Raw genomic sequence first — 25,767 nt, forward strand, 5'->3', positions numbered from 1 at the left:
AGAAGGACGTCGTGAATACAACAACGTTATATGTAATAGCCGCAAAGAAATAATAAAAAAAATTTAAATTACTTTGGAGGTAAGTCGAGATGGAGAGCAAAAAAATCGATAGTAATGAATTCCCGATATTGGAATTTGATGAATCGCGAGTTGCAATAATAGAGGCAACTAATTTTATCAAGCCAAAAGAAGAGTTTGAATACTGTGTAATAACATTTTTTCGAGATGTAATTGAAAAAATGAAAACGGAGGGAAAGTTGAAAGAAGTTGCCTGTCTACATTGCGAGACTGTAGATTTGCCAATATATGAAACATATTATCAAGGAAAAAAAGTACATATTACTTTGGGGTATTTAGGAGCTGCAGGTTCAGCAGGGTTCTTAGAAGAACTGATAGCCTATGGTTTTCAGAAATTTATAGTTTGTGGTGGTGCAGGTGTATTAAAAAAAGACATTTCTGTTGGACATGTAATAGTACCAGTTTCTGCAGTGAGAGATGAAGGAGTATCATACCATTACATTAAGCCATCAAGAGAAATTGAATGTAATCTAGAGGTATTAAAAATCATAGAGGACGATTTTAATATACATAATATCAGGTATATAAAGGCCAAAACTTGGACGACAGATTCATTTTATAGAGAGACTAAAGAAAAGGTTGAGTTGCGGAAAGCAGAAGGGTGTGTAACTGTAGAAATGGAAGCAGCAGCATTTATGGCTGTTTCACAATTTAGAAATGTAAAATTAGGTATTATCTTGTATGGCGGTGATGATTTAAGTGGTGTCGAATGGGATAGTCGAAGTTGGAATAGCAGATCAGAAATAAGAATAAACCTTGTTCAAATATCAATGCGGATATGCAGTTCTTTATAACTGAAATAGCTATAATCCATTTATTAATGCATTTATTAAAAGGGAAATGCTAAATAGACAACACCGTATTCACGCTGCGTCCCCTGATGGGGCCTTGGTCTGCAAGGGGCATTTCGGAGAAGTGGATTCAGCAGACAACCCTTGCGAGGCTAAGTGGCGGAGCCACCCGGTCATAGCGGACCTTAAGCCTCGAAGGGTTCGTGAATACAACAACGTTATGCGCCATTACCAGTAAATATTAAAGATAATATTTAAGGAGATAATTTATGAAAGGTAAGATACTCTTCTTATTTTTTATTACGATAATGTTTTCATCTTGTCAAAATATTAGTCAATCGACTACTTTGAATAGCGAAACTAAATCAATAATGAATTCTGAACTGCCTCCTGATGTAGAGAGTACAGGTAATGGAACAGAATCGAAAGAAATAACTGAAGGTCGATCAGAGCCTTCTAACAATGAAGTGTTATCCATGAGAATTGGGAACTACGATTTGAAAGGAGAATTTTATGATGAAATGCTTCGAAATCCTATAGATCATGATTATGAAGTAGAATTTAATGAATTTCAAAATTCCAAAGAGATTATTACAACAATGGGATGGGGGGCGTTGGAAAGCAAATATACAGAAATTTGGGATAAAGAGTTGAATCAAATATATAAAAAGCTTCTTTCTAAGTTGGATAGAGAACCAAGAGAAGCACTAATCGAATCGCAGAAAGAATGGTTACAGTATCACTTAAGGGAAACAAAATTTGTAGAGAAGACATTTATTAATAATGGTTACCTTGGATCAAAAGGATCGGTAAGCCTAGGCACGGTTATACGGGAGAGAATTAGGGAAAGAACAATGCAATTATTTGAATATCGATATTTGCTAGATAGTGAAGTTGAGTTTTTATACCAAAGAGAAAAATAGAGTTGGAATCTTGATCAAAGGTTTCAAGGTGATGCTTCGAAGACAGTAACGGCGCATAACAATGTATTCATGTTGCGGGGCTACCACCCTTGGTTATCAGATGTATAATCATGAAAGAACACAGACAACAAACGACCCAGCTTAAGTGAAGAGCTATCTAAGGCTGGGTCGTTTCGTGAATACAAGAGCGTTATGTGAAAGATATTCAGATCTAAATCAGAAGGGAAGCCAAACATAATGATCAGAGTTGATGTAGTTTATTCCTTAATTACTGACCCAACCAATTCCAAAATATTAATGGTAAGGAATGTAGATGATTCTAGTGACCGATGGTCACTTCCAGGCGGAGCTGTTGAAAGAGAAGAATCATTAGACCAAGCAGCAATAAGGGAAGCTAAAGAAGAAACTGGACTAGATATTAAAGTTCATGGAATAGTGGCAGTAAATGAATGTAAATTTCCGGAAAAAGAAGAACATGTAATATTTATAACATTTAAAGGTGAGGTAATCGGTGGGAATGAAGAAATAGTTAGACCTAATGAAATTTCTGAAATAGCTTGGATTGATATAGAGAAGGCTGAACAATTGATGCCTTACTATAAAGATGGATTAAGAAGATTAATAGATGGATATGAAATAACATATTTTAACGAAGGCAATAAGTAATTTTGTTAGTTGTTCGCGACGTCCATTCCCCTAAGATAAGAGCTATCTAAGGGGAATGGACGTCGCGAATACACCAACGTTATTTGAAACTTTGGAATATCAACTTTATGTGAAATCATAGTGTGACATTTAATGAAAGCATCTAAAGGAGGCTTATATGAAGACAATTATCTATATGGTTAGGCATGGAGAATCACCATACAACGAAGGAAATGAAAGAACAAGAGGGCTTACCCCAAAAGGAAAGATCGATATTGAAAAAGTAACGAAGTTACTTATAGGTGAAGGAATAGACATGATTATATCAAGTTCTTATACTCGAGCAATTCTGAGTGTTGAGGGATTGGCCGAGCACTTAAAGTTAGATATTAAAGTATTTGAAGATCTCAGAGAACGAAAATTTGCATCTTATAATATTGAAAATGCAGAGTTAATGTCTAGTATCAAAGATAGTTTTAGTGATTATAATTATACTTTGCCGGGTGGAGAGTCCAATGCTGATTGTCAGAAAAGAGCAATCTCAGTTCTAAAACCCTTACTAAAAGAGAACAGAGGGAAGAAAATAGCAATCGGGACTCATGGTCTTGTGATGACTTTGATGATGAATCATTTTGATTCAGCTTTTGGTTTGGAGTTTTTGAATCAATTAAAGAAACCAGATATTTATAAAATGCAATTCGAGGACTTAGAATTAAAGAAAGTAACAAGAATGTGGAATGATTAGATCTCCTAAGGTCATCAAGGAGGAATGTGGCATTACATGACAGCGTATTCACGCTGCGAGGGACAAGTCCCTTTGGTCTGTCCTAAGCAATTCGGTGAAGATACCTATTTGAAATTCAATGCGACTGCTAGAAATACTCCACGAACGCTTTATTATTCTTCTCAATAATCTAACCCCTGATGACTTTCAGAGGAAGCTAAGAACTCAAGTTCTAGGCGTAATAACATTAGATGTAGCACTTCAAAGGTTTATGTGGCATAACCTCCATCACACTGCACAAATTGAATCACTAATAATATCAAAAGGTTGGTAAGGTGGTATATTGTAAGTTTCAAAGAAGACAACAACTACGCTTAACATCATCGGCCCTCGGTCCGCGAATCGGCTGTGAAGCGAATTCAGCAAATACCTCTGAACCGACTAACCGCATCGTGGTCGGCTCTTAAACGCAGCCTTAAATCGGTAGGACGTCATGAAAATCAGAAAGCGAACGAAATATTTGCAATTTTATATCTAGTCAAAAACTATATTATAGAGTAGATTGAGATCTCAATTTTAGAAGAGGTTGGTGTTTCTTGTGTCGAACAACAGAAAACTTACAAGATCTCAGAACGCAGCAATTGAATATATAAGTAATTGCGCAAGATCCCAAAAAAGAGCAGCTCAAACATCACTCAAAGAAATTTTTCAGTTTTCAAATATTCCTTGGAATACCTTTGAAGAAGCAGTTCATAAGATTGAATCCCATGCAAGGGTGGCTTTGCATTTTCATCCGGATCGTCCGGTTTTAGATATGAAAAGTGTGGCTCAATCTTTATTAGAGCAGGGGATCTATAAAAGTCAGTTCGAGACTTTCATATCCAATGGGAGCGTATCGGCTTATTCAGGTGGTGCAAGAGATCTTTGGGAGGAAAAACTATTTGGCGGAGCATATCAGTTAGAAGGTACAACCAACTTTGAACGGCCAAAGTATGGTGCTCTTCATTTGTTGTTACATCCGGATGGACCGTCTCCACGATTCGGCTCTTGTTATTTTCTTTTAAAACCGAATGCTTCACATCGCTGTACGTTCACTTACGGTGGCTCTCAAGATGCTCCAAAGGAAAAGGGAACATATGAGGAATTAGACGATATTTTATCTGCGCTTTTTACGGATGCTTTCTTTCGGGATTATGCTATTGGAGAAAAAGATCTTACTCCTAAAAAATTGATAGATCAGCTATTGTACAATCTAGAACGTCCGTTAGAGGATCCGTCAAAACTGGCCCCACATCGGAATCTCAACCATTTTATCGAAACTCAAATTCATGGAGATATATATCTTGAAGATGATGTGGAAATTTTAGTAGCTGACCCATCGTTCAAAGGAACGGAAATAGGGAATTATTTAGAGCAAATCTGCATCAAATATTCCATTGAACTATTTTGGCATATGGGATTTGCGATGCGTGCAGAGGAAGTGCCCTCTGATTTTAGGGGTCCAACCATGCCATCATTAGCGAAGCAAATTGCAAGCAACGGTAACATTGACGCTAATGTGATCGGGAATGCTGTCAACGATTTGAAGCACAATCCTGATCTCTGGTCTGACAGAGGTAATTACGAAGAAGTGCTTCAGGAATTAAAATACATGTGGCATATACTCGTTCGATATGGTAAATCGATTGATAAGCTGTATAAAGGATGATTCTACTGAAGAAATCATTATTAATAAAATTAACAAGTGCTGTATTATCAACGATTATTATGTCTTTTATGTGCGCAACGATATTCTTTCCTGACGAGTTCGGAAGTACATTTTTATTGGGGATAATAATGTTCATGCTGTTATATGGTATTGGGGGCATTCCATTTTCAGTAATAGCATCAGCGATAATAAAAACCTCAAGAGTTTCTTATAAATTCAACCTAATTGATTTAATAGTGCATCTATTTGGTGGGTTAATAATTACAATACTATTGTTAGCAATTACAGGAGCTGAACATGGAATAGATCTATTCTTTTCGCACGAAGTTATCATCTTTTACGAAATTGGTATGTGTAGTGCCCTCATATTCAACTTAATTGAACAGTTCATAAAAAAATTGAAATTAAAAGAGGTACAGTTTTAGATATTTAGCAATTCGAAGAAGTCGTAGACACTCAAACATAACCCATGCAGAGGAAGATGAGAAAATGGATAAAGGGAAAATTATATTTTTGAATGGCGTAACCAGTTCAGGTAAAACTTCAATCGTAGAAGCGATGCAAAATTACGATGAACCCTTTTTTTATGTTGTGGCCAATGATCTTTTTGAAAATACGATTGGTGATAAACATTTGCAAACAGACTACTGGAAGTATTTAAGTGAAGCCATCATTCTAATGTATCATACAGCAAAATTATTTTCGGATCATGGAAAGAATGTTTTAATCGATGGGGTACTTGTTGAAAGACCGGAATTGAAGCCGAATTATGACAAAGTCCAAGATATATTTGATGGATATCCTTTGGATATCGTTGAGGTGTACTGCCCGTTAGATCTTTGTCGTAAGCGAAATATAGAACGTGGTGACAGAAGAGAAGATCAATCCGATGAGCAAAATAAAATAATGTCGCAACACATTCGCTATAGCTTTTCAGTCGATACGAGTTTGAATACGCCGGAAGAATGTGCAGAAATGATTATCACATCAGTATTCAAAAAATAATTTAATGTTAGAAAATATCAGTTCAAGGAAGCAGAATAAGGAAAACACACTTCAAACTTTCATTGAAGGGAGGAAGAAGTATGGGTTCAAGAATAATGCATCTGATTGTGGCGAATAGAATTGCAGATTCCTTATCTAATGTAGATAAGACGCCTTTTTTGCTTGGGAATATTGCACCGGATGCTGTCACAACAAAAGATTCATCACATTTTTTTGCTGGTGAAATTCAGGATTATTCAAGGAACGTAGACTATAAAGAATTTTTACATAAGTATCGATCACAGGCAGAATGGTAGCTGCTCGGTCTAAAGACATGAAAGAAAGTCAATCGCAATGTCATGTGGCTCGAAGTTGTAAATTTAATAATTAATCTAACGGACAGATTAATGGTAAATGAAGGAGTAAACTATAATTCGCCGAATACTATTTAGGTATAAATAAGAAAAGGAGGATTATATTATGTGGTTTTGTTGTGTGTATAAAAAACCGATAAGAATCCGTAATCTCCCTCAATATTAAAAATTGAGGAGGATTAAAATGAGAATAAATAACAATTATTTAAAAGAACAATTAAGGCATGTGTATTGGTTAAATGGTGGTTGTTGCGCGGGAAAGACAACGATGACAAAGAAATTTGTTGCAGAGTTAGGATTTCAAACATTGAGCGATGATGTCTTGAAGTATAGACCATTCACTAATCCGATTGAATATCCTGCTCTTCAATATCCCCATCCCGGTTTAAACTGGGAGGAGTGGTTTAATAGGCCAACTGATGTGGTATTTCGGTGGCTTTGTGAAATTGTTGTAGAGATGATGGAATTTTTCGTTATTGATTTATTGAAGATGCCAACGGATAAACCAATCATTATCGATTTAGGAATAATGCCTGAACACATTTTACCCTTTATTCCTAAAGAAAGAATGATGTGTCTTTATACATCTGATGAAGAAATAGAAAGGCTATATTACTTTAGAGAAGATCATAAGATGATTTTGGACGTTATTAACCTTACATCAAACCCAGCGGAAACGATTAAACATGGCAACAAAACTATGGTGAAATTCTCCCATGAAATTAGAAATGCCTGCGTTAATAACAATATCAAAACACTTGAAAGAACACCTGACTTGGGTATAGAAGAACAATTCAGATTAGTTTGTGAGCATTTTGAATTATGATATGAGCATCCTTTGTTAATTTTATATGTATTACGGGTCAGGCTACCGATATAAGGTAGCCTGTTTAAATAACAGGGCATGATAGTTTGGTCATAGTGAATTATAAAAATCATGCGGCTCCTGACGTCCTGTCTTTAGTCAAGGATATGAGCCGAAATCAGATAACAATATGTTCGCGCAGCGGCTCCTTACGGAACCTTGGTCTGCGGAATGGATTTCAGGGAAGCTGGCTCAGTAAAACATTCGATTTCGTCGGACATCGTTAATACAGGAGCGTTATGTGAAATGCCGGATATATATACAAGGAGCGAAAAATGAAAAAATGTATAGTGTTTATATTATTCATTTCAACCTTATTAATGGGGTGTAACAAGAACGAGCTAATATATAACGCCCCAACCAATGAACAAATCACTGATTATGTAAATAGTCATCGTTTAGACTTACAAGATAGTATATGGATTAAGGACTCAGCAATCATTTTGCTCGAAAATTCATTAATTACCCTTTATACAGATCAACATGGGAAGGTATATGACCAAAAACTATCGTGGGGAATAAATTATTCAGATCCTGTGACTGTAGGAAACGGAAATCCATATATAGCAGTTATAATTAATAACAAGATGTTAAGCTCTGGAGCTGATCGTATTTTAATTACTTATACTGATGGTAAGTCATATTCAAGAGGGATTACGGAAAAAAAGGGTTATTTGATTCCTAATACTCAAATTAATGAAGTAGAGAACTTAATAATTTTCGATAATAACGGTAAAGAAATTTACAAGAAGCGTGAGTAACTCAGGAAGAAGGCTCTACTAACAACATATTACACATTGGCGCACTTGCCCAAGGTCTTGCAGGAGAATTTCGAGGAAGGAGAATTAAGCGGCTACAACTGGAGTTCATTTACTAGTTAGCGTGAATACGGGAATGTTAAATGAAATAGTCACCATTTACGCTAGTAAGCGGAGTAAACCCCTCCGGGGTTTAAATTGATCTTTACCACTGAACTTGGGGAGTAAGAGATGATGAGGAATCACAATTTAATGTTGCTTCAGTTCGAAAAACATTTTTAGGATTTGCTATTAGTCTTGCATTACATGAAGGTAAGGTCAGAAGTATAGATGATCTTGTTGTGGACTACTTGAATGAGTTAGATAGGGAAGCACTAAGGCATATAACAATACGACATTTGTTAACCCACACTCATGGTTTAGGTGATCTGCATAATAGATTGTTTCTTCAGGGAACTGGCTGGAAGTACAATAATATTGGTGTTAATCTGCTAATTGAGATTATTCGGAAATTATATAAAATCCCTTTATCACAATTACTCGCAGAGCGTTTATTCTCACCTATGGGCTTTAGCCAAACAGGATGGAGAAAGGAAAATAATGAAAAATTAGTATGGCTTAATGAGCAATATAAGGATGATCAAGGTAACCAAGCTAACTTATTTATGAGCACAAAGGAACTGGCATATTGGGGTTATCTGCATTTGAATAAGGGAGCTATAAACGGGAAGCAGATACTTCCTAAAGAAATATTCGAACAAACAACCACTATTATTAGTCCTCCTGACCTGGAACAACAATTGCCGAAAAACGGTTTTTTTTGGTTTGTGCAAGATGAGCCGCGGTCTAATACAGAATTAGGTGATAAACTACCACATGGTTCTTTTCAGTCTCTGGGTGCCACTGGATGTGCCTGTCTTGTCATTCCTAAGTGTAAAACTGTAGCGGTAAGAATGTATAATCAGACTGAACAAAATCCGTTGGGGTACGATTATCTTGAGGATATCAAAACATTTGGGAATTTGGTCTGTAAGTACATAGAAGATCTATAAACCGTGAACTTGGCTTAAATGATATCAGTTATTCCATCTTAAATGATGATGATAAATTTTTACTTTATAAGAATATATGTTCTGATATAATTGAACTAAGAATAGTAAATCTCTTCCTCTAAATTTGGTTACAAATAAAAACAGTGAGGTGAGTGAGATGGAACAAAGGAATGCGCCAGAGGTAAGAATTGAACTATGGGACGAAGGAGATCTAGGTTTGCTTCGCCAATTAAATTCGCCTGAGATGACAGTACACTTCGGAGGACCAGAGACTGAGGAGAAAATTCTAGCTCGCCATAAGCGCTATTATGAAATCGCCCAAAATGGAACAGGGAAAATGTTTAAGATCCTTTTGCTTCCGCATCTTGAAGTCGTAGGTAGTGTGGGATATTGGAATCAGACTTGGAATGAAGAATCTATTTACGAGATAGGGTGGAGTGTTTTATCGGAATTTCAAGGTAGAGGAATAGCGACAGAAGCAACAGCGAAGGCCATAGCTTCCATCCGTTCTGAAAAGAAGAAACATAAATTCATTCACGCTTTCCCTAAAACCAAAAATCCCGCTTCGAATGCCATTTGTCGCAAGCTAGGCTTTTCGTATATTGGTGAGTGTGATTTTGAATACCCTATTGGGACTAACATACGATGTAATGACTGGAGAATGGCCTTCGAGGAAAATAAATAATAGCTCTGGCTTATCCTAGCCCTCGAAACAGTTGTTACTGATACTTGGGAATTAAGATCAAGAGCATGGAGAAAACTTTAAATCAGCTGCATGGCTTTCTCCATAGTTCGGGGCAGATGTGAGACCATCTGCTTTTTTTGCTTGATTTACTTCATATATGTAATAATATGGGTTGGTACTTAGTGCATATAATTTCCTGATTAAAGGGAATGATAGATGACTAATTTCTATGGATTTATCTTTATTTGAATCCTAGAGACGCTGAGTGAAACTACTTAAACCATTAAGGAGAACTAAAATGTCTCAGTTTCCTAAGTTAGAAACAGAAAGGTTTGTATTAAGAGAGCTAACAAAGAATGATTCCTCAGATATATTTCAATGCTTTTCATTAGATGAGGTTACGAAGTTTTATGATGTGGAGAGTTTTACAAATATTAAACAAGCAGAAGATTTAATTCAAAGATGGAATGAAAGATTTGAAACAGGACAAGCCATTCGTTGGGGAATCACTTTGAAGTCGGAAAACAAAGTAATTGGAACATGTGGCTTTCACGGCTGGATGAAAAATCATTATAAAGCTGTCATTGGATATGAACTAACACCTGAATATTGGCATCAAGGTTATATGACTGAGGTGGTTGAAAAGGTAATTGAATATGGCTTCAATAATCTTGGTTTAAACCGAATTGAAGCATTTGTAGAACCAGCGAATGTGGGATCAAGAAAGGTTCTTGAGAAAATCGGCTTTATAGAAGAAGGCATATTAAAGGATAATTATTATTGGAAGAATCGATTTGTTGATAATGCCATTTATGCATTTCTTAAGAAAGATTATAAAGTTCATTAATAACTAACGAAAGAAGGATAACCAGATGATTACAATTAGATTTGTTTCAAATGAGGATATCCCACACATTCAATCCATAGCTCAAGAAACATGGAATTATACTTATAAAGGCATTTACTCCGAAGGCTACATACAAAATTTTTTAAGTAGAGCATATTCAGTTGAGAATTTAAGTCGATCTGTCGAGAGAGATGTTCAAAGTGCCAAACGGAGTTTTTTAATAGCTGAATTCAATGGCAAAGTCGTTGGATATGCTCAAACAAGACAAGTGAAAGAAGAAGAATACGAATTGCTAAGAATCTATATACGACCTGAATATCACAAAAAGGGGATAGGTAAAGAGTTCATTCAGAGATTCACTCAAGTTTTAAAGCCAATAAATAAACTGTTTGCTTGGGTAGGGAAAGAGAATCATATAGGAAGAGCATTTTATGAGAAAAGTGGATTTAAAGAAATAGAAGAGATGATCGAAACAATAGAAGGGCACAGCAAAACGCAAGTTAAATATGAATTGGAAATCTCGTAGGGATAGACAAGCAGCTCATATTCAGAAAGGAGAGGGGACAATGAAACGAGTCAACGTAACATACACTCTAATTACAGACGAATCAAAATCGAAAGTCTTAATTGTCAAAAATGTAGGACGTTCGAGCTGGTCTTTACCAGGAGGAGCAGTAGAACCAGATGAATCATTAGAGCAAGCTGCTATCAGAGAAGCCAAAGAAGAGACCGGTTTTGATGTTAAAGTCTATGGCATCGTGGCTATAAATGAATGTAAATTTGAACATTTAAATGAACATGCAATTTTTATAGTCTTCAGGGCTGAAATTACTGGAGGTACTGAACAAATTGTAAGACCTAATGAAATCTCCGAAATTGCTTGGAAGGATATAGAGGAGGCGGATAAATTAATGCCCTTTTATAAAGGCGGGATAAGGAACTTAATTGTCGGTAATGAAATAACATATTTAAATGAAGGAACTAAGTAACTAACATATAAAGTGAATTGATAAAAACATACGTACTGTGGCGTTCGCCCCCCTGGTTTGACAGGTACATGTTCTAAGACTAGGAGAACTAACCTGATACGCTCAGCTTCTTAAGATAAGAGATTTAAGAGCTATCCAAGCGTGAGGGGCGTCATGATGAGTACATAAAACGTTATATGAGATGGGGGAATACTATTATTAAAATACAGAAAACGCACATTATCACGGTAGTACTTCTTCTTGTAGCTTATTTCTCTTATCAATATCTAAATCAAAAAAATGAACAGTTAAATAAGGAGATTTCTATTAATCAAATCAAAAGTACCCAAATGACAAAAGCAGTCTACTCGCACAAAACACCTAACATTACATTTGTGGATATTAAATTGACAAATGAACAAATTAACAAAATTGTTGGCTGGATCAATTCTGTGCCTGAATCCTCAATTATCGAACTTCATCAAACGCCTTCAAACATCAGTGCTGGAATAGCATTTCGACTTCATTCAAGAAGAGATATTACAATCCAATATGATCTTGAGCAAATATATATCACACGAACAGATATAAAGAATAAAGATACGAAGTATTCCATTGTACAAAACGAATTAAAATCATTTTTTGATGAACAACTCAAGGGATTTTATTATGGAAAGGATAAAGTAAACGAATAACCCTAAGAGAGGACTATCTATATCTATGAATCCACCTAAGCTATCGTTTCGGCGGCAGCGATTGTAATGAATGAGAACAATGAAATTTTGCTAATCCGGGGACCTAGAAGAGGATGGGAAATGCCTGAAGGGCAAGTTGAAGAAGGAGAATCCTTACAGGTTGCGGCAGTCAGGGAGACAAAATAAGAATCAGGGATTGATATAGAGATTATTCGATTTTGTGGAATATTTCAGAATGTAGATGGTTCAATCGTGAATACATTATTTTTAGCAAGACCGATTGGGGGAGAACCCATAGTAACTAGTGAAAGCCTGGAGACAGGATGTTTTCCAATAGAGGAAGCATTAAATAAGGTGACTTGGAAGAACTTCAAACAACGAATTGAATATTGTTTAAGGCCAGATTTGCAACCATTTTATATTGAATTCTAAAACAAGATTACGATAAAACTGGAGTGTGCTCATGGAAATTGAATTAGAAGTAATTCAGAGTATGTTAGTTAAATTTAAGTCTGAAGGTAAATGGACTCTCCAAGCAATCTCACAATTATCAGAAGAAGATATCACCTGGTCACCAAATCAAGAAAGTAATAGTATTGCAAATCTGGTTGCACATATAAGAGGTTGTGTTCACTCAAGAATAGAAACGATATTTTATGATATTGCTGATTCAAGAGACAGGGATAAGGAGTTTGAACATGGGCTTAAAATGTCGATAGAAGAAGCCTATAACATGACTAAGGAATCATTTGATATTATCATTCAATATCTCGAACACCTCAGTTTCAACCCAAATTTGTTGTTATCTCAACCGTTCACTAATCGTCCCCCTCTTACATTCAGTCAAGTAAATAATGAAACAACGGTTTTGAATCTAATGATAGCAATGGTAAGAGAAATTCACTATCACACTGGTCAAATCATATATGCAGCCAAAGTCAGGAAAGGACAGCTAGTTTGGCAATACGATTGATATCAACACAAAGTAATAATGATCTGAAAAAAGGAGAATTAAATGATACAAATCCTAGAAGAACCAACAGGAGCAACATATAAACAATTGGTATCTCTGGCTTTTAGCTTGTGTGATGAGTTCATATTGGTCAAAAGAGATCAAATTAAATTAAATGTAGATGGAAAAAGATTTATTGAAGAAATAAAGCCTTATATTAAAGAGATTAAAAAGCAGGAGGGCTGGCCCGGGACGCAATTATTTGGCCATTACGCAGATGTTTTTTATTTTGATTGTAACGAGGAATTGAAACAGATCGTATTAAAAAAAGTCGATAGACTATATGAATGGTTACAACCAGAATTACTAGAAGATCTATGCTTTTATAAAAATAATAAAGAATGGCTAGTAACAATTGCTCATGAAAAACAGGGGATTATAAAAACAACAGATCATCAAGAAATACTAATGATAAGGGAAATCGAAGGCATAATGATATATTACCATGAGTAGAAATCAACGAAAATCATTAACAAAAATATTTGATAGGAGTTGGATTGATGGATTTTATATATGGAGAATATCTTATCAGTGACAACAAAGAGCTTATGGACATCCATGCGGTAAAGGGTTTCTTATCTAGAAGCTATTGGGCCAATAGGAGATCCGATGGAAAAATTGAGAAGTCCATCCATTCTTCAATATGTTTTGGGATTTATAAAGAAGAAGTTCAAGTTGGTTTTGCAAGAGTTGTCACAGATGATGCGACAATGTATTGGCTTTGTGATGTTTTTATTCATGAGGAAAATAGGGGCCAAGGACTTGGTAAGAAACTAATTGAAGTGATAACACAATCGGATCGCTTTAAAGATTTAATGGGGTTACTCGGAACATTGGATGCACATGAATTATATGAACAATATCAATTTAATAGAAATAGTGAACGCTTCATGATAAGACTTCCTGATTATTTGAGGGCGTGATGACTTTGAAGAGAGCTGTTTATTTTCTTTCTTTGATCATTGGAATAGTTTTTATAGCCCTTGGAGTACTACCAGCTATTTTTGCCTATCCCTTCAGTGATGAACCAAACTCCGGGCCGGCAAGCTTTTGGGAACTGATTCTAATCATTAGTTACGAACAATGGATATTGTTTCTGATTGTTGGTCTGATATTAAGTCTGTTTAACGTGTTACAACTACGAAAGATATAAAGGGAGATTTTATCAATGTACAAACTTAAAACAAAAGAAACAGACAACAGCGTCATTGAATTTATTAAAAGTGTTGATAGTCCCAAAAAACGTGAAGACGCGTATCAGCTATTAGATATTTTCACTGAAACAACAGGGTATAAAGCAAAGATGTGGGGACCGAGTATTATTGGATTCGGCGCTTATCATTATAAATATGAATCTGGTCACGAAGGTGATGCACCACTGGTGGGCTTTTCTCCTCGAAAAGCAAAAATCAGTTTGTATTTTGCGACAGGTGATGCCGAGCGAGAGAATCTATTAAAAGACTTTGGAAAACATACGACAGGAAAAGCATGTGTATACGTCAATAAAGTTGCAGATATCAATCTAGATGTATTACAAGCGTTGATCAACCAATCCATCAAGTTCTTGAAAGAAACCTATCCGAATCATTAATTCCTATTCACTGTTATTATTGGAGGTCACGTGATGAAAGAAGAGAACATTCATATACGATGGGCGAACGAAAATGATGCAGCGAAGCTTCTAAAGCTCAATGATGCTTTTAATGGAGTAGGTACATCCATAGAAGAAGTAAAAGAGAGCCTTGCTTTATCTAATGAGTTGATTGCTCTAGCTGTTATTGACGGCCAGACAGTTGGATTTGCTTGTGCTCAATATTTTAAATCTTTTTGTTATCGTGGTCTCCAGGGAGAGATCACAGAAATGTATATTGCTGAAGTTGCCCGGAGAAGAGGATTGGCTACGTTGCTAATTGCTTTTATAGAGGAGGAACTCAGAGAACGAGGTGTTACCAGTGTAAAGATTCTGACAGGCCAAAGAAATGAAATGGCTATAAAGACATACGTAAAATCAAACTATGTGAGAACAGAAGAAGTATTGCTACAAAAGAAAATATAAGGAGCATCATCGAATGTCTGAATATTATTGGGATAATAAAATTGAATACCTAAGAAATACGAGATGGCTTTATTACAATGACGACTACCTGCAATTTTTAGTGCATTTTGTTTGGAAGATAGATAAACCTGTAAGCGTTATCGATTATGGGTGTGGGTTTGGTTATTTGGGTCTTAAACTGCTCCCTTTGTTACCAAAAGGGTCAACCTACACTGGAGTAGATAAGGGTGAAATTTTAATCAATGAAGCTAAGACGATTTTCTCCCAACTTCCTTATAATACAGAATTTATTACTTGTGATATAGAAGACGTTGTATTGGAGAAAAAGTATGACATTGCATTGAGTCATGCTTTTTTATTACATATGGATGACTCTGTGAAAATACTCCAAAGGATGATTGAAAGTGTGCTGGAGGGTGGAAGAATCATCTGTTTTGAACCTCATTGGATTGGAAATATGGCGAACTATCATGTGGAGGGCGTTGAACAAAGTGAAATCATTAAACTAGGCGTTTTACAGAGATTATTTGAACAAGATCATATACGTACAGGTAAAGATGGAAATATTGGAATGCGGTTGCCCATATTAATGAGTCAATTAGGATTAACGAATGTGGAATGTAGAATGAGTGATAAGGTCAACTTTCTAGATCAAAACATGGACTCTGCCAGAAAAAACATTCTCTATCACTCACTGAAAGAAGAAGGTATAGGACAGGACCCTGGAGATTCAGTAGAGGTAACCGAATGCTTATCAACTCGGGGCTTAACCCAACATGAAGCAAAGGCACAGTATGAAGCTGAATTAACACTATCCAAGGTATTTGATGATGAATCTTGGTTGACTTATGCAGCCAGCATGAAGATTTCATTTGGAACGGTCCGTAGAGATGGGTGATAAGAACTGTGGGTTCACATGAAGGTATCTTGAAAAACAACATCGTTGTTGTGGTTAAGGGAGTCATTGAAAATAAAGACAGGATATTGATATTAAAACGTTCAGGTGCAGATGAAGTTGCGGCGGAAAGTTGGGAAACCGTTGGTGGAAAGATCGATTTTGGAGAAGAACTAGAAGAAGCTTTGACTCGTGAAGTGAAAGAAGAAGCTGGGCTTAAAGTGAGTGTTGAGAAGTTACTATTTTCTACTACTTTTTTTACGGATCCGCATAGACAGATCGTGTTACTTACATATTTTTGCAGAGCAATAGATGATCAAGTGATACTTTCAGAAGAACATAGCGAGTATATGTGGGCAACCCGATCAGAGTTATATGACTATTTACCACAAACTATTTAAATGATTTTAAAAAATATAACGTAATCGATACAGTTGAAATCATAGCTAAACAATATGACCTCAAGTAACTCATTAATCTTGCTCATGCAAGAGTGTTATATGAGAAGATAGGATTTATTGATCAGGAAATGGAAAATCAGGATGGTGAAGTGGTATATAAAATGAAATTGAAATAAGCAGAAATCAGTCATTTTGAAGGTGCAATGATCCATTTTAATAAAAAAAGGTGGGGATAGTATGATGTACGACGATCTCAATAAAACGATGACCACCGAGAGGTTGCTGTTAAGATTATTTATGAAAGCAGATGCTGAAACCGTTACCAGACTATGTAATGACTACAACATTTATAAAAGTACCCTGACATTACCCTACCCATATACATTAGAATGTGCAGTGTCTTGGATAGAGCACCATAACGAAAATTTTAATGCGGATAAATTATATGAATTTGCTATTTGTGATAGGGAAACAGGTGATTTATACGGGGCAATAGCATTATCTAATCAACAACGTTACGATAACGGTGAGTTATCTTATTGGGTAGGTCAGCCGTTTTGGGGAAAAGGTTATGCAACGGAAGCTGCTAAAGCCATGTTAGACTTCGCTTTTGATGTGAAAAAATATCATAAGGTATATGCGCGACACTTTGCTTCTAACCCGGCATCCGGACAAGTTATACAGAAAATTGGCATGTTAAAAGAAGGAGTACTGATGGATCATGTCAAGAAAGAAGACCTGTATGAGGATCTGATTTACTACGGAGTAGTGAGAAATAAGATGAAAAAATAAATTTCAAACCAAATGGGGAAGGAATACATATTGAAAATTAAACCGGGTAAAAAAGTTTTACTTTTTTGATGGATTGTTAGAGATCGCCTGACTGCTTTCTGTTTTTTATAAAACCATATGCAAATTCTATTGTTATTTTTAATGGAGGTAAAGATATGAATCCACTGATTCCATCCTTAGATTTGATTAAAGAAATTGAAATCTCGGAAATCGATTATATGACAGATCGCATGCTTGCTATACAAGGTCGGGACTCTAATCCAGAAGGAATTGAGATCCAGCAATTTGGAAATGCCATCTGTTTCTACAGTAAGACCATGCCATGGCCCAATTTCAATACGGTGAAGGGTTTAACAAATAACGATCTGGAACACATGGATGCTATCATTGATTTTTATAGACAGCGTGATCGAAAGGTTCAGTTCGAAGTCATTCCATCTGTGGTGGATCAGAACTTCTTGAAACGTTTAACCAACTTAGGCGTGTATGCATCGGGATTTCATTCATCTCTGATCATCAACCCTGAAGAAAAAAAGAATCACTCAGATCATATCCGAATTCAAGAACTTGAAGAGGACCAATTCGAGCTATATGCAACCATCCATTGCAGGGGCACCGGTTTGTCGGATGACGGTATACCTTATGTCGCCCAGAATAATAAGGTTCTTTATCATCGTCCAGGTTGGAAATTTTACATCGCATATGTCAATGACATCCCTGCTGCGGTAAGTGTTCTGTTTATTAAAAATCAAAAGGCATCCTTAACCTTTGCAGCAACATTACCTGAGTTTAGAAGTCAGGGTGTACATCAGCAGCTTTTGAATAGAAGAATAACGGAAGCCACGATTAAGGGATGTAATCTGGTGGTAGGGCAATGTTCATTTTTATCTCAAAGCCATCGAAATATGGAGCATGTTGGAATGAAATTGGGATATATCCGAACAGCATGGACTGAAAGATAAGAACCAGATTGAATTAGGAGGCAGCTCATGAACAATACAAATAAAATCCTTGGTGCGGTTCTCATGATTAGCAGTATTTTTATTTCAACCTTAGATAGAATTTCCGTGAGAATATCTACAGCCATAGTGGAAGCGGGATACGCTTCAGGTGGGAAAACACGCGAGATAATCCCAGCAAGTGATAATGGTTTCACAGGTTTTCTCGTATATTTCTTATTTTTCGTCGGATTTGTGTTATTGATTGCTGGATTCCCTGGGAATCCCAGAAAGGATAAAACAAATAGGTACACACAAAACCGATCTTAGGAGGGGTTCATTTTGCCTGAGTACGAAGAAGCCCTAACCGGAGGCAATGTGAATAAGGTTGTAAAAGTAGGTAGCACAGTTCGGCGTGACGCTATACCGAATCCGTATGTATATGAATTGCTTAAGCACCTTGAAACGGTGGGCTATGCGCATTCCCCTAGATATTTGGGAGTAGATGAGCAGGACAGAGAAATCCTTTCTTACCTGGATGGTGTGGTTTCGGGAAATGACTATCCTGAGATTGAAAGTTATATGTGGTCTGATGAGATCTTAGACAAAGTAGCGAAGCTTTTAAAAAGCTTTCATGATGCTACAGTGGATTTTGTTACAATTACGGTTTCTTTAAATAATTGCCCATTGATTTCTTCAAAGGAAGAAGTAGTTTGCCATAACGATTTTGCATTGTATAACGTTGTATTTAAAGATCGGCTGCCTGTAGGAATCATCGATTTTGACATGGCAGGGCCTGGTCCGCGTCTATGGGATATCGTTTACAGCTTGTATACCTCTGTCCCATTAGCAGGTTTTTCACCGGGTAAAGATGAAAGAGAAGTCGTTCCATATAATAAACAGGATCATGCATCTGAGCGGAAAAGACGTATAGCGTTATTTTTTAACGCTTATGGTATGGATGTGCCGACAGATCTGAAGGAATGGGTGATTTCTCGAATTCATTTCATGTGTACCACACTATCTGATCGGGCAGCGTCTGGAGAAATAGCTTTTATCAAAATGATTGAAGAGGGTCATCTGGCTCATTATGAGAAGGAAGTAAGGTTCCTTGAGAAACATTTCGGTGATTGGAGTTAATTGAACGTTTTATGCTAAGAAGTAATTATGGGGAAGATGATTCAGCTTGTATCAAGCTGTGGTCGTTAGAGGTGAAGTAGTATGAAAAAGCGTTATTTAATACTTGGTTTAAGTATTGTTATTGTTGTTTTCATTGTTTCTTTAATTGTAGTAAGAGAGGAAAACACTATATCAATAAAGCCTGACGAAGTTGTTAATGCTGAAATATATAATTTTGTTTTACCTTCTAACGAAGGTGATCTCCAAATGATTAATTTAACTGAGACAAAAGATATCGCCTACGTATTAACCAACTTAAGTGAAATAAAGTCGAAGGGCAAAGGATTATCTTTGGATGGAGATTATTCTATTGTATTCAATAAGAATGATGGCTCCAGACTTGTATATATGTATGAGAGCGGGACACTTACAACTTCGACCGGATTTAAAGGTAAAATAACCAGTGACAACATCATTAACAGGCTGTGGGCCGGCCTTGATTATCCTGTTCAAAATGTAACTGGAAATGAACTTCCATTGGATATAAAAACGAAACGAAACGAGTGATATATTGTGATCAGATTAATACCTACTACAAGAGAGAACTGGAAAGATGCATTAAACTTACAAGTTCAAGCCAATCAAAATCATTATGTTCCATCAGTAGCCGTGTCCCTAGCGAAGGTGCACATTCGTCCAGATGGGGATGAGTACAAGTATCTACCATTTTGCATATATAACACGGAGGATACCTTAGTGGGTTTTGTTATGATCACAGTCGATGAAACAACAGCTTGGTCCTATTGGTTAAATGGTTTTATGATCGATGTAAGCTACCAAGGTAAAGGATATGGAAGAGCGACGATAGATTCGGTAATTAGCTATATAAAAGAGAACTATGTCCATAGCAAGTGTCTGAATTTAACTGTATGTGCAGATAATGAAGTTGCCAGAAAGCTTTATGAAAAAATGAAGTTTACTGAGACCGGTGACGTATATGATGATGAAATTGTATATCGATTCGTTTTTTAATTTAACGAAAGAGGTGCAGTGATGATATATCGGAGGAAGACTCCTACTTCTGTTTAACCAGTACAACACCTATGATGATGACCACAAGCCCAATCCACGTTTTCCAAGAAGGGACTTCCTTCATGAACCAGTATCCCATCCATATGGAGATGAGCACTTCTATGCATTTGGCAATGACCAGGACATAGCCCAGTTGGCTGACAGCTTTCATTCCAAATTTGACACCGTATCCTACGCTCAGATTAGCGGCGAGAAATAGAGGCAGCATCCAAAGATGGAATTTGAATGTGGACCAGAACTGAGTGTCAATATGCTTGCTTTGATATGAAAAAATAATGTTGATACAGGCTAAGCCAGCAAACATGAGCACAAAGCTGATAAGGTATAGCATAACATCACTCCCAAGGATAAGTAGTATGATTAATATTTCCTCGAACCAAAAATTTTATCCATGGGCATGAAGTGCTGTTAGCGAAGATGAGGGTTCCAGCTAAACCGATGATAGTGAGGATGTTTCGGCGGGTCAATGATTCTGAAAATCAGACTGTAAACAGGCGATATTCGTTATGTTCAGTCAAGTGATCTGGAAAACATTTCTATGATGAATTTTACATAAAAGCAATGTAGAATTCATTAAATTCCACACGTCCTTTTATATACTTAGTTTGTTTGACTCAGCGAACTAAAAGGACTAGGTGGTCGTTTAAATGTTGAAAAAACGAGACTTGCACGAATGCCACTCACTTCATGATTTGATGGTCGACCCCGCTGTTTTTCCATACGTTCGTCATAAGTGCCGATCTTATGAAGAATATTTATTTGCAACTAAACAGGTGATTGATGAAGAAGAGCAAAACACATGTATTTCCAGAACGATCCTTAATGAGCTGGGACATCCCATCGGAACCATTGATTTATATCACATGGAACATAAGACAGGTTTTCTTGCAACATGGATTGGAGCCCCATATTTCGGAAAAGGTTACAATCAACGAGCAAAGGAAGCCTTTTTCGCTGAGGTGTTTCTTCAACGTGAAATTGAAACGGTATTTCTTAAAATTCGAAAACAAAACATTAGATCCAAGAAGGCGGTTGAAAAATTGCCTTATGTCAAATTAGCCAATGAGATATACCACGAAGTGTATAAGTTGATAAATAATACGGAACAAATTTATGATTTGTATTATGTGAATCGTTCTGACTTTATGGCAAATGAAGAGATGAATCATGTGGTTGCTACCTAATAACTAATTTCGATATCTATTTAAACGAAATCCCGCCAGGTTTGTCCTGTCGGGATTATTATTATTTTCTTTTGAGAATTATTAATTTTGCAGATAGGAAACAATAAGTAGGGATGCAGGAATATGGAAATTAAGGTCGAAAGAAGAGATATAAGCAAGAATGAAACAACGTTATAAGCAAATCGTAAAGTATTTTAATTCTGAGGTGATGTAATGGAGATCAAAAAAATAGAGAATCTATCGAATGAAGAATGGCTTCAACTTGGAAGCTTTGGATATGAATCCACTCAAAAATATGAGCTTACCAGAAAAGAGACACAAGATTCCTTTAGTATGAATTTAACGTTGATAAATTTGGATGACATCTACGAAAAAGAAGAATTGAACAGTACAGATGATTTGGAACGATATGAAGAAATCATACAACTGGGATTTTCTTATGGAATATATATAGATGGGAAAATCATAGCGCTCGCAATTTCCGAACCACAAGCTTGGAATAATACGCTGATGATATGGCATCTTCAGGTGAATGAAAAATACATAAGAAAAGGATACGGGAGACTGTTGATCAATAAAGTGAATGAGATTGCCCAGGAACAAGGCTTCAGAGCGATCACGTTAGAAACCCAAAATACGAATGTTCCTGCCATTCATTTTTACAAGCAATGTGGTTATCAAATTGAAGGAATTGATGTATCACTATATTCAAATAATCATAGCCAAAATGAAGAAATAGCTTTGTATATGAGAAAGAAGATCCAATAAGAGTAACTGGGTATTACCTTGAAACCGCTTAAATCTATAATGTTTGGTGAGGAGAGAGTCTGCATGATAACGCTCAGAAAAATAACACTAGATAACCGACGATCTATATTTAACTTGGAAGTTTCAGAAGAGCAGCGACAATATGTTGCATCAAACCTATCAAGTGTAGCATCGTGTTATGTTCTTGCAACCAATGGCGGCTCCCCATTCCCACTTGCGATTTACGCAGATGAGCAACCTGTAGGTTTTGTAATGATAACTTACGGAATCACGGGTTATGATCTTCCTGTTATTGCTGACAATAGCTATTGTATTTTGCGACTGATGATTGACAAACAGCACCAGAGCAGGGGCTATGGCCGGGAAGCATTAAAGAAAATATTGGAGTTTATTCGAACTTTCCCAGCTGGTCCTGCACGTTATTGTTGGATACCATATAGTCCTGATAACTTGGCTGCCAAAAAGCTATATGAGAGCTTTGGATTCCATGAAAACGGTGAAGTGTGCCATGACGAGCTCATAACAGTATTGGAACTTTGATCTCTATTTTTAGATGAGAATTTTATAACAAAGGTTTCACGCTCAGTTTAATAACTCTTGCTTTCCTACGTTATAAAGTAGAAGTTCAATAGTTGTATTTTTTTACCATACATGATAACGTGATATTAAAACCAACTATTTTAGTTGGAAATGTATTTTGGAGGTATAATTATGACTAATATCGCGAAGAATCTCACAGAGCTGATTGGTAATACACCACTTTTGGAGCTTTCTAATTTTGCGAGAAAGTATCAAGTTGAAGCTAAGATCATTGCTAAATGGGAATACTTTAATCCAGCAGGTAGCGTAAAAGATAGAATCGGATATGGAATGATAAAAGACGCTGAACAGAAGGGGTTAATTAACCAAAATTCAGTGATAATAGAACCGACGAGCGGAAATACAGGTGTTGGGCTTGCTTTTGCAGCTGCAGCATTAGGATACAGATTAATCATAACGCTTCCTGAGAGTTTCAGTGTAGAACGTAGGAAGCTGTTGATCGCTCTGGGAGCAGAACTAGTTCTTACACCTGCCACAGAAGGAATGTCTGGAGCCATCAAAAAGGCTGAAGAAATTGCGGCTACAATCCCTAATTCATATATACCTCAACAGTTTAAAAATCCAGCAAATCCACAAGTACATAAGGTAACAACCGCAGAGGAGATTTGGAGAGATACCGAAGGCAAAGTGGATATTTTTATTGGTGGTGTTGGTACAGGTGGAACCATATCTGGAGTTGGCGAAACACTTAAACAAAGAAAAGAAAAAGTGGAAATTATAGCTGTAGAGCCTTCGGATTCCCCGGTACTTTCTGGAGGTACTAAAGGAGTGCATACCATTCAAGGAATTGGTGCCGGTTTTGTTCCCGACAATTTTAATAGATCTGTAGTTGATGAGATCGTACAGGTAAGCAATGAAGATGCATTTGGAACAGCACGTTTTTTAGCTAAATCCGAAGGGTTATTAGTTGGTATTTCGTCTGGTGCTGCTGCATATGCAGCAGTGCAAATTGCCAAAAGGCCAGAAAATAAAAACAAAAGTATAGTTGTTCTATTTCCGGATACAGGTGAGCGATATTTATCAACAGATCTTTATCCAGAAGCATAAGATGGAAATATTAAGCTGCCCTCACCGCTTAAAAGCATCGTTGCCGTTTCTTTGAAGAATTTAAACTGGTGAGGGCATGGATTCACAAACGTAATATGCAACCTCGGAAATCGATAAGGGTCTTGGAGGTAGGTTCGGTGACGAAAAAGCGGAAAATAGTAGTTGCTTTATCACTCATTGTATCTGGAATCATTGGTGTATATTTAATATTGAATCAATATATAGTGCTTGATCGAACGAGTCAAGAATTAGGCAATTATGATTTCGTTTCATCCCAAGCTGATGTGGAGGTTTTTGTTGAAGGAACAGGTAAACAAAATATACTAGGAGACAGGGTCTCTACCAAGATAAAAATTGTAAACATCTTATTTAATAATACCTCCAATAATCTTGTTGAGGGAAATGAAATTGAAGCTAATGAGTATTTAGTAGTGCATCATAATAGACAAGTGAGTGGACTGCAATGGACCCCAGGAAGAAGTATCTTCAGTATGGGCACAAGTTACAAACGATTGAAGAAAGGTGAACAACAAACAATTCACTTAAAACTTAATAAAGAAACAAATCAATTTTGGATAATGCCTAAAGAGTTAATTATTCAATGAATTTAAGGCTGATCAATAAAGTTATGGAAGCGTACATTCAATTCAATCTATATAAGTCGTAGTGACGAAAAAATAGTTAAGGGTGAATGCAATGACTGTTGGAAAAAAGGTTTTTGTTTTAAAGGATGAGTCACGTATTGATCCGATAAGTAAGGAAACCAGAGAAGTACTCATTAGTATATACTATCCTTCCAATCCAGTGGAGCATGAGTCGAAGTATATTTCGTTATTTGAACCTAATATCTCTTCCGCTGTTGATATGCTCTCTAGTATGGGAGTAAATAAAGATTATATTTGTAATCTGGATACAAAAATACATAATGATGAGAGTGTTGATATTACTGCTAAAAACTGTCCCATTATTTTTATAGCTCCGGCTTTTGGTGTCGTTAGAGATATGTATTCCTTTTGTGTAGAGCATTTAGTGGAGTGCGGATTTGTTGTCATTACTATAGGGGCCACTCATGAATCTATATTTTCCATTTTTCCTGACGGTCGCTTTGTCCAGCAATCCAAAGAGATATCCGAAATAGAAAGTTTAGATATTCATTCTTGGAAACAATTATTGAAGCTTAGAGTTGAAGATATCAGTTGGGTTTTGAAAAATGTAGATAAGGTCTTGGATTCAGATAAGGATATTAGGGGCATAGTCGATGTGAATGAAATGGGGATCATTGGTCATTCATTAGGTGGGGCTGCTGCTTATGAATTGCTTAAAAGAGAAAAGAGAATTAAGGCTAGCATTCTATTAGATCCTAGTTTCCATTTAATGACGACGAATGAGGAAGAGGGAATATCTGTTCCTTTATTGGTAGCTCGGCAAGAGAAATGCTCGTTTGAAGAATTGGAAAATGAAATCTCTCCAGACCTATTACCTTTGTTACTAAGTGGGTATGAGTCTTTGTTTAACTCGAATGAACTCAATAGTTCATTTATTAAATTAAACGGTGCTCATCATATGACTTTTAGCGATATCCCGATACATTACAAGGAAGATGGGATAGAACACAAGCATTCCACTATTAATAAGTATATCTCTGCTTTCCTTGAGGAGCATTTAAAGAAGGAAGAAAATAAATTTCATGGGCTGCTGAAAAATAAGATTAATGATGGAATTGATCAAGTAAATAGTAAAGGACATGTTATTTAAGGGGATTCAAG

General features: G+C 36.4%; 36 protein-coding genes and 2 pseudogenes. 37 read left to right on the plus strand and 1 reads right to left on the minus strand.

Annotated elements, in window-relative coordinates; translation table 11 throughout:
* Window positions 1-89: 89 nt before the first annotated feature.
* The 31 genes and pseudogenes from AC3ITG_RS12330 to AC3ITG_RS12480 all read left to right on the plus strand — a co-directional run bounded on the left by AC3ITG_RS12330 (window position 90) and on the right by AC3ITG_RS12480 (window position 20,342).
* Window positions 90-872, plus strand: coding sequence for a nucleoside phosphorylase (locus AC3ITG_RS12330; RefSeq protein WP_489253854.1), 783 nt, complete (start codon window positions 90-92; stop codon window positions 870-872).
* A 266-nt stretch (window positions 873-1,138) separates the two neighbouring features.
* On the plus strand, window positions 1,139-1,792 hold the full coding sequence (locus AC3ITG_RS12335; protein ID WP_489253855.1) for a lysozyme inhibitor LprI family protein: 654 nt from the start codon (window positions 1,139-1,141) through the stop codon (window positions 1,790-1,792).
* Window positions 1,793-2,029: 237 nt separating this feature from the next.
* A complete protein-coding gene (locus tag AC3ITG_RS12340) occupies window positions 2,030-2,458 on the plus strand; it encodes an NUDIX hydrolase (protein ID WP_489253856.1) in 429 nt (142 codons plus the stop codon).
* Window positions 2,459-2,615: 157 nt separating this feature from the next.
* On the plus strand, window positions 2,616-3,182 hold the full coding sequence (locus tag AC3ITG_RS12345; protein ID WP_489253857.1) for a histidine phosphatase family protein: 567 nt from the start codon (window positions 2,616-2,618) through the stop codon (window positions 3,180-3,182).
* Window positions 3,183-3,300: 118 nt separating this feature from the next.
* A complete protein-coding gene (locus tag AC3ITG_RS12350) occupies window positions 3,301-3,495 on the plus strand; it encodes a DinB family protein (RefSeq protein ID WP_489253858.1) in 195 nt (64 codons plus the stop codon).
* A 264-nt stretch (window positions 3,496-3,759) separates the two neighbouring features.
* Window positions 3,760-4,869, plus strand: coding sequence for a DUF3626 domain-containing protein (locus AC3ITG_RS12355; protein WP_489253859.1), 1,110 nt, complete (start codon window positions 3,760-3,762; stop codon window positions 4,867-4,869).
* A gap of 128 nt (window positions 4,870-4,997) precedes the next feature.
* On the plus strand, window positions 4,998-5,294 hold the full coding sequence (locus AC3ITG_RS12360) for a hypothetical protein (RefSeq protein ID WP_489253860.1): 297 nt from the start codon (window positions 4,998-5,000) through the stop codon (window positions 5,292-5,294).
* 64 nt (window positions 5,295-5,358) lie between these two features.
* Window positions 5,359-5,874 carry a phosphotransferase-like protein gene (locus AC3ITG_RS12365; RefSeq protein WP_489253861.1) on the plus strand — a complete coding sequence of 172 codons (516 nt, stop codon included), beginning with the start codon at window positions 5,359-5,361 and terminating at the stop codon, window positions 5,872-5,874.
* Window positions 5,875-5,954: 80 nt separating this feature from the next.
* Complete coding sequence (locus AC3ITG_RS12370) at window positions 5,955-6,170, plus strand: hypothetical protein (RefSeq protein ID WP_489253862.1); 216 nt, start codon at window positions 5,955-5,957, stop codon at window positions 6,168-6,170.
* 241 nt (window positions 6,171-6,411) lie between these two features.
* Window positions 6,412-7,053: a DEAD/DEAH box helicase family protein gene (locus AC3ITG_RS12375; protein ID WP_489253863.1), complete on the plus strand. Its 642-nt coding sequence runs from the start codon at window positions 6,412-6,414 to the stop codon at window positions 7,051-7,053.
* Between the two features lie 314 nt (window positions 7,054-7,367).
* Complete coding sequence (locus AC3ITG_RS12380; protein WP_489253864.1) at window positions 7,368-7,853, plus strand: hypothetical protein; 486 nt, start codon at window positions 7,368-7,370, stop codon at window positions 7,851-7,853.
* Between the two features lie 242 nt (window positions 7,854-8,095).
* Window positions 8,096-8,902 (plus strand): annotated as a pseudogene (locus AC3ITG_RS12385) (serine hydrolase domain-containing protein); the annotation flags it as partial.
* Between the two features lie 157 nt (window positions 8,903-9,059).
* Window positions 9,060-9,587 (plus strand): GNAT family N-acetyltransferase, encoded by a 528-nt coding sequence (locus tag AC3ITG_RS12390; protein ID WP_489253865.1) that lies wholly within the window; start codon window positions 9,060-9,062, stop codon window positions 9,585-9,587.
* Between the two features lie 298 nt (window positions 9,588-9,885).
* Complete coding sequence (locus AC3ITG_RS12395; RefSeq protein ID WP_489253866.1) at window positions 9,886-10,434, plus strand: GNAT family N-acetyltransferase; 549 nt, start codon at window positions 9,886-9,888, stop codon at window positions 10,432-10,434.
* A gap of 25 nt (window positions 10,435-10,459) precedes the next feature.
* The gene (locus tag AC3ITG_RS12400; RefSeq protein WP_489253867.1) at window positions 10,460-10,960 is read left to right on the plus strand and encodes a GNAT family N-acetyltransferase; all 501 of its coding nucleotides are present in this window, start codon (window positions 10,460-10,462) and stop codon (window positions 10,958-10,960) included.
* Between the two features lie 40 nt (window positions 10,961-11,000).
* Window positions 11,001-11,423, plus strand: a complete 423-nt coding sequence (locus AC3ITG_RS12405) for an NUDIX hydrolase (protein ID WP_489253868.1) — start codon at window positions 11,001-11,003, stop codon at window positions 11,421-11,423.
* Between the two features lie 176 nt (window positions 11,424-11,599).
* Window positions 11,600-12,097, plus strand: coding sequence for a hypothetical protein (locus AC3ITG_RS12410; RefSeq protein WP_413377713.1), 498 nt, complete (start codon window positions 11,600-11,602; stop codon window positions 12,095-12,097).
* A gap of 25 nt (window positions 12,098-12,122) precedes the next feature.
* Window positions 12,123-12,529 (plus strand): annotated as a pseudogene (locus tag AC3ITG_RS12415) (NUDIX hydrolase).
* Between the two features lie 31 nt (window positions 12,530-12,560).
* Entirely contained in the window at window positions 12,561-13,070 is a 510-nt protein-coding gene (locus AC3ITG_RS12420) for a DUF1572 family protein (protein ID WP_413377715.1), read from the plus strand.
* Between the two features lie 42 nt (window positions 13,071-13,112).
* Window positions 13,113-13,562, plus strand: a complete 450-nt coding sequence (locus AC3ITG_RS12425) for a hypothetical protein (protein WP_413377717.1) — start codon at window positions 13,113-13,115, stop codon at window positions 13,560-13,562.
* Window positions 13,563-13,609: 47 nt separating this feature from the next.
* Entirely contained in the window at window positions 13,610-14,032 is a 423-nt protein-coding gene (locus AC3ITG_RS12430; RefSeq protein ID WP_413377719.1) for a GNAT family N-acetyltransferase, read from the plus strand.
* Window positions 14,033-14,277: 245 nt separating this feature from the next.
* Window positions 14,278-14,700 carry a DUF1801 domain-containing protein gene (locus AC3ITG_RS12435; RefSeq protein WP_489253869.1) on the plus strand — a complete coding sequence of 141 codons (423 nt, stop codon included), beginning with the start codon at window positions 14,278-14,280 and terminating at the stop codon, window positions 14,698-14,700.
* 33 nt (window positions 14,701-14,733) lie between these two features.
* On the plus strand, window positions 14,734-15,165 hold the full coding sequence (locus AC3ITG_RS12440) for a GNAT family N-acetyltransferase (RefSeq protein ID WP_489253870.1): 432 nt from the start codon (window positions 14,734-14,736) through the stop codon (window positions 15,163-15,165).
* Between the two features lie 13 nt (window positions 15,166-15,178).
* Complete coding sequence (locus tag AC3ITG_RS12445) at window positions 15,179-16,063, plus strand: class I SAM-dependent methyltransferase (protein WP_489253871.1); 885 nt, start codon at window positions 15,179-15,181, stop codon at window positions 16,061-16,063.
* An 8-nt stretch (window positions 16,064-16,071) separates the two neighbouring features.
* Complete coding sequence (locus AC3ITG_RS12450) at window positions 16,072-16,461, plus strand: NUDIX hydrolase (RefSeq protein WP_489253872.1); 390 nt, start codon at window positions 16,072-16,074, stop codon at window positions 16,459-16,461.
* 237 nt (window positions 16,462-16,698) lie between these two features.
* Window positions 16,699-17,253: a GNAT family N-acetyltransferase gene (locus AC3ITG_RS12455; RefSeq protein ID WP_489253873.1), complete on the plus strand. Its 555-nt coding sequence runs from the start codon at window positions 16,699-16,701 to the stop codon at window positions 17,251-17,253.
* 155 nt (window positions 17,254-17,408) lie between these two features.
* The gene (locus AC3ITG_RS12460) at window positions 17,409-18,215 is read left to right on the plus strand and encodes a GNAT family N-acetyltransferase (RefSeq protein WP_489253874.1); all 807 of its coding nucleotides are present in this window, start codon (window positions 17,409-17,411) and stop codon (window positions 18,213-18,215) included.
* A gap of 27 nt (window positions 18,216-18,242) precedes the next feature.
* Complete coding sequence (locus AC3ITG_RS12465; RefSeq protein ID WP_063563283.1) at window positions 18,243-18,521, plus strand: hypothetical protein; 279 nt, start codon at window positions 18,243-18,245, stop codon at window positions 18,519-18,521.
* A gap of 12 nt (window positions 18,522-18,533) precedes the next feature.
* Window positions 18,534-19,331 carry an aminoglycoside phosphotransferase family protein gene (locus AC3ITG_RS12470; protein WP_489253875.1) on the plus strand — a complete coding sequence of 266 codons (798 nt, stop codon included), beginning with the start codon at window positions 18,534-18,536 and terminating at the stop codon, window positions 19,329-19,331.
* An 81-nt stretch (window positions 19,332-19,412) separates the two neighbouring features.
* Window positions 19,413-19,877, plus strand: coding sequence for a hypothetical protein (locus AC3ITG_RS12475; RefSeq protein WP_489253876.1), 465 nt, complete (start codon window positions 19,413-19,415; stop codon window positions 19,875-19,877).
* Window positions 19,878-19,880: 3 nt separating this feature from the next.
* On the plus strand, window positions 19,881-20,342 hold the full coding sequence (locus tag AC3ITG_RS12480) for a GNAT family N-acetyltransferase (protein WP_489254455.1): 462 nt from the start codon (window positions 19,881-19,883) through the stop codon (window positions 20,340-20,342).
* Window positions 20,343-20,385: 43 nt separating this feature from the next.
* On the opposite strand, the gene AC3ITG_RS12485 is transcribed toward AC3ITG_RS12480, so the two are convergent.
* The gene (locus tag AC3ITG_RS12485) at window positions 20,386-20,733 is read right to left on the minus strand and encodes a hypothetical protein (RefSeq protein ID WP_063563286.1); all 348 of its coding nucleotides are present in this window, start codon (window positions 20,731-20,733) and stop codon (window positions 20,386-20,388) included.
* A gap of 316 nt (window positions 20,734-21,049) precedes the next feature.
* On the opposite strand from AC3ITG_RS12485, the gene AC3ITG_RS12490 reads away from it, so the two are divergent.
* The 6 genes from AC3ITG_RS12490 to AC3ITG_RS12515 all read left to right on the plus strand — a co-directional run bounded on the left by AC3ITG_RS12490 (window position 21,050) and on the right by AC3ITG_RS12515 (window position 25,756).
* Window positions 21,050-21,586: a GNAT family N-acetyltransferase gene (locus tag AC3ITG_RS12490; RefSeq protein WP_489253877.1), complete on the plus strand. Its 537-nt coding sequence runs from the start codon at window positions 21,050-21,052 to the stop codon at window positions 21,584-21,586.
* A 213-nt stretch (window positions 21,587-21,799) separates the two neighbouring features.
* Window positions 21,800-22,354: a GNAT family N-acetyltransferase gene (locus AC3ITG_RS12495; RefSeq protein WP_489253878.1), complete on the plus strand. Its 555-nt coding sequence runs from the start codon at window positions 21,800-21,802 to the stop codon at window positions 22,352-22,354.
* Window positions 22,355-22,417: 63 nt separating this feature from the next.
* Window positions 22,418-22,894, plus strand: coding sequence for a GNAT family N-acetyltransferase (locus AC3ITG_RS12500; protein ID WP_163760404.1), 477 nt, complete (start codon window positions 22,418-22,420; stop codon window positions 22,892-22,894).
* A 171-nt stretch (window positions 22,895-23,065) separates the two neighbouring features.
* Window positions 23,066-24,001 carry a cysteine synthase A gene (gene cysK, locus AC3ITG_RS12505; protein WP_489253879.1) on the plus strand — a complete coding sequence of 312 codons (936 nt, stop codon included), beginning with the start codon at window positions 23,066-23,068 and terminating at the stop codon, window positions 23,999-24,001.
* A 137-nt stretch (window positions 24,002-24,138) separates the two neighbouring features.
* The gene (locus AC3ITG_RS12510) at window positions 24,139-24,606 is read left to right on the plus strand and encodes a hypothetical protein (protein ID WP_489253880.1); all 468 of its coding nucleotides are present in this window, start codon (window positions 24,139-24,141) and stop codon (window positions 24,604-24,606) included.
* A gap of 91 nt (window positions 24,607-24,697) precedes the next feature.
* Window positions 24,698-25,756 carry an alpha/beta hydrolase family protein gene (locus AC3ITG_RS12515; protein ID WP_489253881.1) on the plus strand — a complete coding sequence of 353 codons (1,059 nt, stop codon included), beginning with the start codon at window positions 24,698-24,700 and terminating at the stop codon, window positions 25,754-25,756.
* The last annotated feature ends 11 nt before the right edge of the window (window positions 25,757-25,767 follow it).

Source organism: Paenibacillus sp. GL_099_B, assembly GCF_057835695.1.

Excerpts from the sequence above, each read along its gene's own strand:
- AC3ITG_RS12330 (WP_489253854.1), top strand. The coding sequence starts at position 90 with ATGGAGAGCAAAAAAATCGATAGTAATGAATTCCCGATATTGGAATTT.
- AC3ITG_RS12335 (WP_489253855.1), top strand. The coding sequence starts at position 1,139 with ATGAAAGGTAAGATACTCTTCTTATTTTTTATTACGATAATGTTTTCA.
- AC3ITG_RS12340 (WP_489253856.1), top strand. The coding sequence starts at position 2,030 with ATGATCAGAGTTGATGTAGTTTATTCCTTAATTACTGACCCAACCAAT.
- AC3ITG_RS12345 (WP_489253857.1), top strand. The coding sequence starts at position 2,616 with ATGAAGACAATTATCTATATGGTTAGGCATGGAGAATCACCATACAAC.
- AC3ITG_RS12350 (WP_489253858.1), top strand. The coding sequence starts at position 3,301 with ATGCGACTGCTAGAAATACTCCACGAACGCTTTATTATTCTTCTCAAT.
- AC3ITG_RS12360 (WP_489253860.1), top strand. The coding sequence starts at position 4,998 with ATGTTCATGCTGTTATATGGTATTGGGGGCATTCCATTTTCAGTAATA.
- AC3ITG_RS12365 (WP_489253861.1), top strand. The coding sequence starts at position 5,359 with ATGGATAAAGGGAAAATTATATTTTTGAATGGCGTAACCAGTTCAGGT.
- AC3ITG_RS12370 (WP_489253862.1), top strand. The coding sequence starts at position 5,955 with ATGGGTTCAAGAATAATGCATCTGATTGTGGCGAATAGAATTGCAGAT.
- AC3ITG_RS12375 (WP_489253863.1), top strand. The coding sequence starts at position 6,412 with ATGAGAATAAATAACAATTATTTAAAAGAACAATTAAGGCATGTGTAT.
- AC3ITG_RS12380 (WP_489253864.1), top strand. The coding sequence starts at position 7,368 with ATGAAAAAATGTATAGTGTTTATATTATTCATTTCAACCTTATTAATG.
- AC3ITG_RS12390 (WP_489253865.1), top strand. The coding sequence starts at position 9,060 with ATGGAACAAAGGAATGCGCCAGAGGTAAGAATTGAACTATGGGACGAA.
- AC3ITG_RS12395 (WP_489253866.1), top strand. The coding sequence starts at position 9,886 with ATGTCTCAGTTTCCTAAGTTAGAAACAGAAAGGTTTGTATTAAGAGAG.
- AC3ITG_RS12400 (WP_489253867.1), top strand. The coding sequence starts at position 10,460 with ATGATTACAATTAGATTTGTTTCAAATGAGGATATCCCACACATTCAA.
- AC3ITG_RS12405 (WP_489253868.1), top strand. The coding sequence starts at position 11,001 with ATGAAACGAGTCAACGTAACATACACTCTAATTACAGACGAATCAAAA.
- AC3ITG_RS12410 (WP_413377713.1), top strand. The coding sequence starts at position 11,600 with ATGAGATGGGGGAATACTATTATTAAAATACAGAAAACGCACATTATC.
- AC3ITG_RS12420 (WP_413377715.1), top strand. The coding sequence starts at position 12,561 with ATGGAAATTGAATTAGAAGTAATTCAGAGTATGTTAGTTAAATTTAAG.
- AC3ITG_RS12425 (WP_413377717.1), top strand. The coding sequence starts at position 13,113 with ATGATACAAATCCTAGAAGAACCAACAGGAGCAACATATAAACAATTG.
- AC3ITG_RS12430 (WP_413377719.1), top strand. The coding sequence starts at position 13,610 with ATGGATTTTATATATGGAGAATATCTTATCAGTGACAACAAAGAGCTT.
- AC3ITG_RS12435 (WP_489253869.1), top strand. The coding sequence starts at position 14,278 with ATGTACAAACTTAAAACAAAAGAAACAGACAACAGCGTCATTGAATTT.
- AC3ITG_RS12440 (WP_489253870.1), top strand. The coding sequence starts at position 14,734 with ATGAAAGAAGAGAACATTCATATACGATGGGCGAACGAAAATGATGCA.
- AC3ITG_RS12445 (WP_489253871.1), top strand. The coding sequence starts at position 15,179 with ATGTCTGAATATTATTGGGATAATAAAATTGAATACCTAAGAAATACG.
- AC3ITG_RS12455 (WP_489253873.1), top strand. The coding sequence starts at position 16,699 with ATGATGTACGACGATCTCAATAAAACGATGACCACCGAGAGGTTGCTG.
- AC3ITG_RS12460 (WP_489253874.1), top strand. The coding sequence starts at position 17,409 with ATGAATCCACTGATTCCATCCTTAGATTTGATTAAAGAAATTGAAATC.
- AC3ITG_RS12465 (WP_063563283.1), top strand. The coding sequence starts at position 18,243 with ATGAACAATACAAATAAAATCCTTGGTGCGGTTCTCATGATTAGCAGT.
- AC3ITG_RS12475 (WP_489253876.1), top strand. The coding sequence starts at position 19,413 with ATGAAAAAGCGTTATTTAATACTTGGTTTAAGTATTGTTATTGTTGTT.
- AC3ITG_RS12485 (WP_063563286.1), bottom strand. The coding sequence starts at position 20,733 with ATGCTATACCTTATCAGCTTTGTGCTCATGTTTGCTGGCTTAGCCTGT.
- AC3ITG_RS12490 (WP_489253877.1), top strand. The coding sequence starts at position 21,050 with ATGTTGAAAAAACGAGACTTGCACGAATGCCACTCACTTCATGATTTG.
- AC3ITG_RS12495 (WP_489253878.1), top strand. The coding sequence starts at position 21,800 with ATGGAGATCAAAAAAATAGAGAATCTATCGAATGAAGAATGGCTTCAA.
- AC3ITG_RS12500 (WP_163760404.1), top strand. The coding sequence starts at position 22,418 with ATGATAACGCTCAGAAAAATAACACTAGATAACCGACGATCTATATTT.
- cysK (WP_489253879.1), top strand. The coding sequence starts at position 23,066 with ATGACTAATATCGCGAAGAATCTCACAGAGCTGATTGGTAATACACCA.
- AC3ITG_RS12515 (WP_489253881.1), top strand. The coding sequence starts at position 24,698 with ATGACTGTTGGAAAAAAGGTTTTTGTTTTAAAGGATGAGTCACGTATT.